At 75.0% G+C, this 6,581-nt stretch carries 5 protein-coding genes and 1 pseudogene; 3 read left to right on the forward strand and 3 right to left on the reverse strand.

Features of this window, described 5'->3' with window-relative positions; all coding sequences use genetic code 11:
* Window positions 1-78: 78 nt before the first annotated feature.
* Entirely contained in the window at window positions 79-1,692 is a 1,614-nt protein-coding gene (locus tag ACWEQL_RS24920) for a DUF2079 domain-containing protein (RefSeq protein WP_452152527.1), read from the reverse strand.
* Between the two features lie 67 nt (window positions 1,693-1,759).
* Here ACWEQL_RS24920 and ACWEQL_RS24925 point away from each other — a divergent pair.
* The 3 genes and pseudogenes from ACWEQL_RS24925 to ACWEQL_RS24935 all read left to right on the forward strand — a co-directional run.
* Window positions 1,760-2,737, forward strand: a pseudogene (locus ACWEQL_RS24925) (pentapeptide repeat-containing protein); the annotation flags it as partial.
* Window positions 2,738-3,265: 528 nt separating this feature from the next.
* Entirely contained in the window at window positions 3,266-4,261 is a 996-nt protein-coding gene (locus ACWEQL_RS24930; protein WP_452152528.1) for an NAD(P)-dependent alcohol dehydrogenase, read from the forward strand.
* Between the two features lie 89 nt (window positions 4,262-4,350).
* On the forward strand, window positions 4,351-5,088 hold the full coding sequence (locus tag ACWEQL_RS24935) for a tetratricopeptide repeat protein (protein ID WP_452152529.1): 738 nt from the start codon (window positions 4,351-4,353) through the stop codon (window positions 5,086-5,088).
* Window positions 5,089-5,188: 100 nt separating this feature from the next.
* On the opposite strand, the gene ACWEQL_RS24940 is transcribed toward ACWEQL_RS24935, so the two are convergent.
* Entirely contained in the window at window positions 5,189-6,076 is an 888-nt protein-coding gene (locus ACWEQL_RS24940) for an aminoglycoside phosphotransferase family protein (protein ID WP_452152530.1), read from the reverse strand.
* Between the two features lie 119 nt (window positions 6,077-6,195).
* Window positions 6,196-6,453 carry a type II toxin-antitoxin system Phd/YefM family antitoxin gene (locus ACWEQL_RS24945; protein WP_452152531.1) on the reverse strand — a complete coding sequence of 86 codons (258 nt, stop codon included), beginning with the start codon at window positions 6,451-6,453 and terminating at the stop codon, window positions 6,196-6,198.
* Window positions 6,454-6,581 lie beyond the last annotated feature (128 nt).

Consider the following 6,581-nt stretch of genomic DNA (forward strand, 5'->3'; position numbering starts at 1 on the left):
GGGGATCGCGTACGCCTTCGGGGGTCTCCGGGGCCTCCGGGGTCTCCGGGTCTCCAGGGCCTTCGGGGCCTTCGGGGATCAGCCCTTGAACAGGTTGTGGCCCACGTCGGAGGGCACCTGGTCCTGGAACGGGGTGCTGTCCGGGCCGGGCACGTGCTCGCCCGGGATGGGCCCGGTGCCCTCGCGGTGCAGCAGCACCACACCGTCCCGGGCCCAGACCTGCCGGTAGCCGTGTCCGAGCAGCAGCTCGATCCGGGCCGCCTGCTCCCGGTCGGTGGCGAACGGGAACGCCCGCTTCTCCGAGCGGATCAGCACGTACTCGCGCCCGCGCGGCTTGCCGTCCACCAGCACCACGTCGGTCCGGGCGGTCAGCCGCGGCGCCGCCTGGTTGTCGGCCTCCACGGTCGCGCCGTCCGGGATCAGCGCCGCGCCCGCGATCAGTGCCGCCTCGCTCTCCTTCGCCACCCAGTAGGACGGCACGAACAGGTGGACCAGCCCGATCGGCACCGCCGCCGCCAGGGTCACCGCCGCGGCCGCCAGCCCCAGCCGGCGGGTGCGCGGACGGCCGTGGTGGCGGCCCAGCACCTCCAGCGCCGCCACCAGCAGGATCGGCCAGAGGAACGCGTCGTAGTGCCGGGCGATCGACCAGTGGTTCGGGTTGTCGGACAGCACCCGCTCGGCGAGCAGCGGCAGCGCGCACAGCACGGTGGCCGACCGCAGCGGCAGGGCGAACAGCGTGCCGAAGATCCAGAGCAGCAGCAGCGGCTTCAGCGACGCGCCGAACAGCGCCTCGCCGAGGATCGTCGGGTCGGACAGCACGTTCCGCACCACCGAGCCCGCGTCCGGTCCCAGCGAGCCGTAGTTCCAGTAGTACCCGGGCACCCCGCCCATCGCCGGGACCAGCCACCGGATCGCCACCACCGAGGCGACCGGGCCGCCCAGCAGGAAGCCCACCCCGTAGCGGACCGCCCGCCGGCGCCGCGCCGGGTCGTCCTCGCGGCGCCCGCGCAGGATCAGCACCAGCCCGTACGCGCCGACCGCCAGCCCCAGGTCCTCCTTGGTGCAGCAGAGCAGCAGGCCCGCCACCGCCGAGGCCGCGTAGCGGCGGGCCAGCCCGCGCTCCAGCATCACCAGGGTCAGCGGCACCGCGAAGGCCACCTCGTGGAACCCGCCCCGCGAGGCCACCAGCAGCGGCCAGCCCAGTCCGTACACCAGACCGGCCAGGTCGGCCGCGCGGCGGGCGGTGCGCGGATCGGCGTCCGCGAAGCAGTGGTCGGCCACCCGGCGGATCAGCGGCACCCCGGAGGCGAACAGCAGCCCCTGCCCGAGGATCAGCGTCCGCGGGTCGTCCCAGATCCAGTACAGCGGCGCCATCAGCGCCAGCACCGGCGAGAAGTGGTCGCCCAGCAGCGAGAACCCGGGCGGGAACTCGTGGTGGAAGCTCTTCAGCGACGACACCGGCAGCCCGAGGTTCGCGTAGCCGCGCACCCCCTGGTCGAAGATCCCGAGGTCGAAGCCGCCCAGCTGGGCGGTCCGCCACTGCTGCGCGCCGATGGCCAGGCAGACGGTCAGGCAGAGCAGGGTGAGCGCGGCCGTCCGGGCCCGCGGGGAGAGGCGTCGCAGGGCCCGCCGTTCGGTGAGCGGGGTCTCCTCGGTGTCCGGGTACGCCGTCGTTACGTCGTGCCGGGACATGCCTGCATCCTCCTGGGGACGGTTGCGCTCAGAGTTCTGGACCGGCCGACCACACTAACCGACGGCGATGTCGGGCCCGTGGTCCCGGGGTCCGGCCCCGGGCGGGAGGGGGGTGAGGGCGGAGGGTGAGGGCGGGAGGGAACGCAGGGCGGAGGCGGCCGGCGGTTTGACGCGGCGGGCACGGCGGTCGCAGGCTCTAGGACGGACCAGTACCGGCGACCCGAAGGAAACGCGCACCGTGGCCGATCCGCAGGAACCCCTCAGCCTGATCTCCGACTGCGGGAGCTGCTTCGGGCTCTGCTGCGTGGCCCTGCCCTTCGCGACCGGCGCCGACTTCGCCGCCGACAAGCCCGCCGGCACCCCCTGCCGCAACCTCCAGCAGGACTTCCGCTGCGGCATCCACCCCCACCTGCGCGACCGCGGCTTCCAGGGCTGCACGGTCTACGACTGCTTCGGCGCCGGCCAGCACGTCTCCCAGCTCACCTACGGGGGCCGCAGCTGGCGGGAGGCCCCGGAGAGCGCCGCGCAGATGTTCGAGGTGTTCCCGGTCGTCCGCCAGCTCCACGAACTGCTCCGCCACCTCGACGAGGCCCTCGCCCTCACCCCCGCCCGCCCGCTCCACCCCGAGCTGCGCCGCGCGTACGAGGAGACCGAGCGGCTGAGCCTCGGCGGCCCCGAGGAGATCCTCGCCGTGGACGTGCCGGCCCTGCGGCAGCGGGTGGGCGCGCTGCTGCTGCGCGCCGGCGAACTGGCCCGGGCCGGCGTCCCCCGGCGCAAGGAGCACCGCGGCGCGGACCTGATCGGCGCCCGGCTGCGCGGGGCCGACCTGCGCGGGGCGGGACTGCGCGGCGCCCTGCTCATCGCGGCGGACCTGGCCGGCGCCGACCTGCGCCAGGCCGATCTGCTCGGCACCGACCTCCGGGACGCCGACCTGACCGGCGCCGACCTCACGGGTGCGGTGTTCCTCACCCAGACCCAGCTCAACGCGGCCCGGGGCGACGCCGGCACCCGCCTCCCGGCCGGCCTGGCGCGGCCGCCGCACTGGCCGGCGACGGTGACGGCGGTGGCTCCCGCGGCCCCGGCGGCGGCGGGGAAGGCTGCGCGGGGCTCGCGGTCGGGCGGTGGGGAGCGGGGTTCGCGGTCGGGCGGTGCGAAGTCCGGCGACGCGAAGGCTGGCGGTGCGAGGTCGGGCGGTGCGAGGTCGGGCGGCTCGCGGGCCGGGGAGCGGAAGCCCCGGCGGGGCGGTGGCTCCGGTTCGGGTGGCGCCGGTGGCTCCGGCGGTTCGGGTGGCCGGCCGCGGGGCTGAGCCGCCCTTGCATGACCACCGGGTGACCACCGCGGGCGGTGACGCCCGCGCCTTCGGCGTGCCCCCGTACGCGCCCCCGGCCTGATCCCCGCTCCGCGCGCCCTGACCCGACCCTGACCGAACCCCGAACCCCGACCCGCGACCCGGAGCGGAATCAGGGCGCGTCCCCGATTCGCACGCCACCGTCGCCGGCTTACCGTCAGGACCGGTTCCGGCAGTGGCCGGTCCGCTTCCCGCACCCGCCTGCTCACGCCCCGCGGAGGTCCGATGAAGGCTGTGGTCCAGGACCGTTACGGTCCGCCCGATGTGCTGCGCGTCGAGGAGGTGGAACGACCGGCGGTCGCCGACGGCGAGGTGCTGGTCCGGGTCCACGCGGCCGCGGTCAACGCCCGCGACTGGCACATCGTCCGCGGTGACCCGAAGGTGGCCCGCCTGGCGTTCGGACGCGGCCGGCCGAAGGCGCGGATCCGCGGCCGGGACTTCGCCGGCCGGGTGGAGGCGGTCGGCGCCGGCGTACGGCGGCTGCGCCCCGGGGACGAGGTGTTCGGCGATCTCGGTGACGCCGACGGCGCGTTCGCCGAGTACGTGGCCGCCCCCGAGCACCTGGTGTGCCCCAAGCCGGCCGGCCTCACCTTCGCGCAGGCCGCCGCCCTCCCGCTGGCGGGCAACACCGCCCTGATGGGCCTGCGTGACGTCGGCGGCCTGCGCGAGGGGCAGCGCGTGCTCGTCAACGGGGCCTCCGGCGGTGTGGGCACCTTCGCCGTCCAGATCGCCAAGGCCCTGGGCGCGGAGGTGACCGGCGTGTGCAGCACCCGGAACCTGGAGCTGGTCCGATCCCTCGGCGCCGACCACCTCGTCGACTACACCCGGGAGGACTTCACCCGGGGCGGCGGCCGGTACGACCTGGTGCTCGACCTGGTGGGCAACCGCTCGCTGGCCGAGTACGGGCGGGCCCTCGCCCCCGGCGGCACCCTGGTCCTCTCCGGCGGCGGCGTGTTCGAGGGCGGCAGCCTGTTCGGCCCGGTGGGCCTGATCCTGCGGGCCCGGCTGCTGTCGCCCTTCCTCCGCCGGCGGATCCTCGTGCTGACCGAGAAGCCCGGCGGCGAGAACCTCGCGACACTGGGCGAACTCGCCGGATCGGGCCGGGTGACCCCCGTCATCGACCGGACCTATCCGCTGGAGCAGGTCCCCGAGGCCATCCGCTACCTGGAGGTGGAGCACGCGCGGGCGAAGGTCGTGATCACGCTCGCCCCCGATGCGTAGGATGCCCCCTGTTGTTCGAACGGCGGCCGGGGGAGGCGCGGATGGCAACGGGTTTGACGGATACTCGGACCGTGGCGGATGTTCAGGGAGTGACCGCAGCGACGGGACGGGCGGGTGCGAGCGGCGGGTCCGGCACCGGGGAAGGGGCCGGGTTCGGGTTCGGTCCGGGCGGTACCGACGGCCTGGACGCGCGGATCGTCCGTGCCGGGCAGTGCTACGAGCGGGCCGTGTTCGGCGGCGACGGCCGGGAGCTGGCCCGCTCCGAACGCGAGCTCGACGCCGTCGAGGCCGACCTCGCGGTCGCCCGGGGCCGGATCCTGCACGCCCGCTTCCTGGAGCAACGGATCGAGCAGTCCGGGGAGTTGGCGCTGTTCGAGCGCGCGGCCGAGCTGTACCGCGCGCTCGGCGACCTGCGCGGCGAGGGCGAGGCGATGTTCTGGATCGGCGTCTTCCACCAGGTCGTCCGGGGTGACGGTGAGGCGGCCCTGCCCGCCCTCGCCCTCTCCCGCGAACTGGCCGAACAGGCCGACGACCGGCTCACCCTGTCCTACGCGCTGCGCCACCTGGGCATCGCCGAGCACATGGCCGGCCGGCTGGGCCCCGCCCGCCAGCGGCTGGAGGAGTCCGTCCGGCTCCGCCGCGAGCTGGACTTCCCGGCCGGCGTGGCGGCCAACCTGGTCGGTCTCGCGTACCTCTCGATGGCGGAGGGACGGCCCGAGGCGGCCCGCGAACTGCTCGCCGAGGCAGGCCGGTTGGCCTCGGCGAGCGGCGCGCACGGGGTGCTGCACTCGGTGGCGCAGGCGTGCGCGCAGCTGGGGATCGGCTGAGACCCTCTCCCGGGCAGGTCCGGACCGGCCCGGCCCCGGACGCTTCCGGGCAGGTTCGGGGGCGCCCGGAAGTGTCCGGAACCGGCCGGGGCCGCGGGGATCAGCCGAGGATCTCGCCGATCACGTGCCGGGAGTTGGCGGCGAGCGCGGGGTTGGTGTCCCAGTAGTACGGCAGCTGGATCAGCGCGATCGACAGCGCCAGGGCGCGGCCGCGCAGCCAGCCGGCCTCGTCCGCGCCGACCGCCTCCCGGAAGGTGTCGCGGGCCTCGGCGGGCAGCAGGTTCCAGGCCGGGACCAGGTCGACGGTCGGGTCGCCCACACCGGCGAGGCTGAAGTCGATGACGGCGGAGAGCCGGTCGTCGTTCAGCAGGAGGTTCCCGGCGGAGAGGTCGCCGTGCATCCACCGGGCCGGCCCGTCGTACTCGGGCAGCCGTAGGGCCTCCTCCCAGACGGCGAGGGCGCCGGCGGTGTCGATTCGTCCCTCCAGCGCGGCGATCGCCTCCCGGGTCGACCCGTCCCGGGACGCCAGCGGGACCCCGCGGCCGGCCTTCGGCCCCTCGGCGGGGTCGAGCGCGCGCAGCCCGGTCACGAACGCGGCCAGGTCGGTGGCCAGCCGCCGCGGTTCGCGGACCGCGCCGACCACCGGGTTCACCCCGTCCAGCCAGCGGACCACCAGCCACGGCCACTCGTAACCCTCACCGGGCCCGCCGAGCTCCAGCGGCTCCGGTATCGGCAGCCCCACCCGCTCCGCGAGGTGGGGAAGCCACCGCCGCTCATGGGTGATCCCGTTCACCGCCCACGCAGTCCGGGGCAGCCGCACGGCGAGCTCGTCCCCCAGCCGGAACATCGCGTTGTCCGTCCCCGAGGACGCCACCCGCTTCAACGGAAGGCCGGCCCAGCGCGGGAACTGAGCGGCCAGCAGCCGCCGCACCAGATCGTCGTCGATGTCCGGCTCGTCGGCATGCATCTTGGCAATGGCAGCACTCATGACCGGCAGGCTAGCCCCGACAGGGGTCGATCCCGTACGGATTATTTTCGGCCACCGGGGTCGGAGGGCGCGGTACACCCATGCGTCGGTCGTTCACGGTGAGGTGGCCCGTGGCCGGATCAGGCGCGGCGCTCGCGGAGCAGGGCGGCCATCTCCTCCAGGGAGACCGATCCCTCCGTGCCCTCGGCTTCGGCCTCGTCGGTCAGTTGGTTGAGCCACGACTCCTCCGCCGTTTCGGCCAGTGTGGTGAGCCGACGGTACTCGCGGATGTCGATGACCACGGCCTCTGCCCTGCCGCGGCGGGTGATGATCGTGGGCGTCCCGTCCCGCCGGGCCCGGTCGAGGACGTCCGCCAGGTGGCTCCGGGCCGCTGCCATCCCTGATCTTGCGTGGGTATCCCCGGCTTCAGTCGGGGAAGGAAACGCATCCTCGGACCGGAGGCGCGCAGCGCCGGAGTTCGCTGCGCCTCTCGGTGACGGTCAGGTGGGCCGCTTCTGGCCTTCGA

The organism is Kitasatospora sp. NPDC004240 (assembly GCF_053603215.1).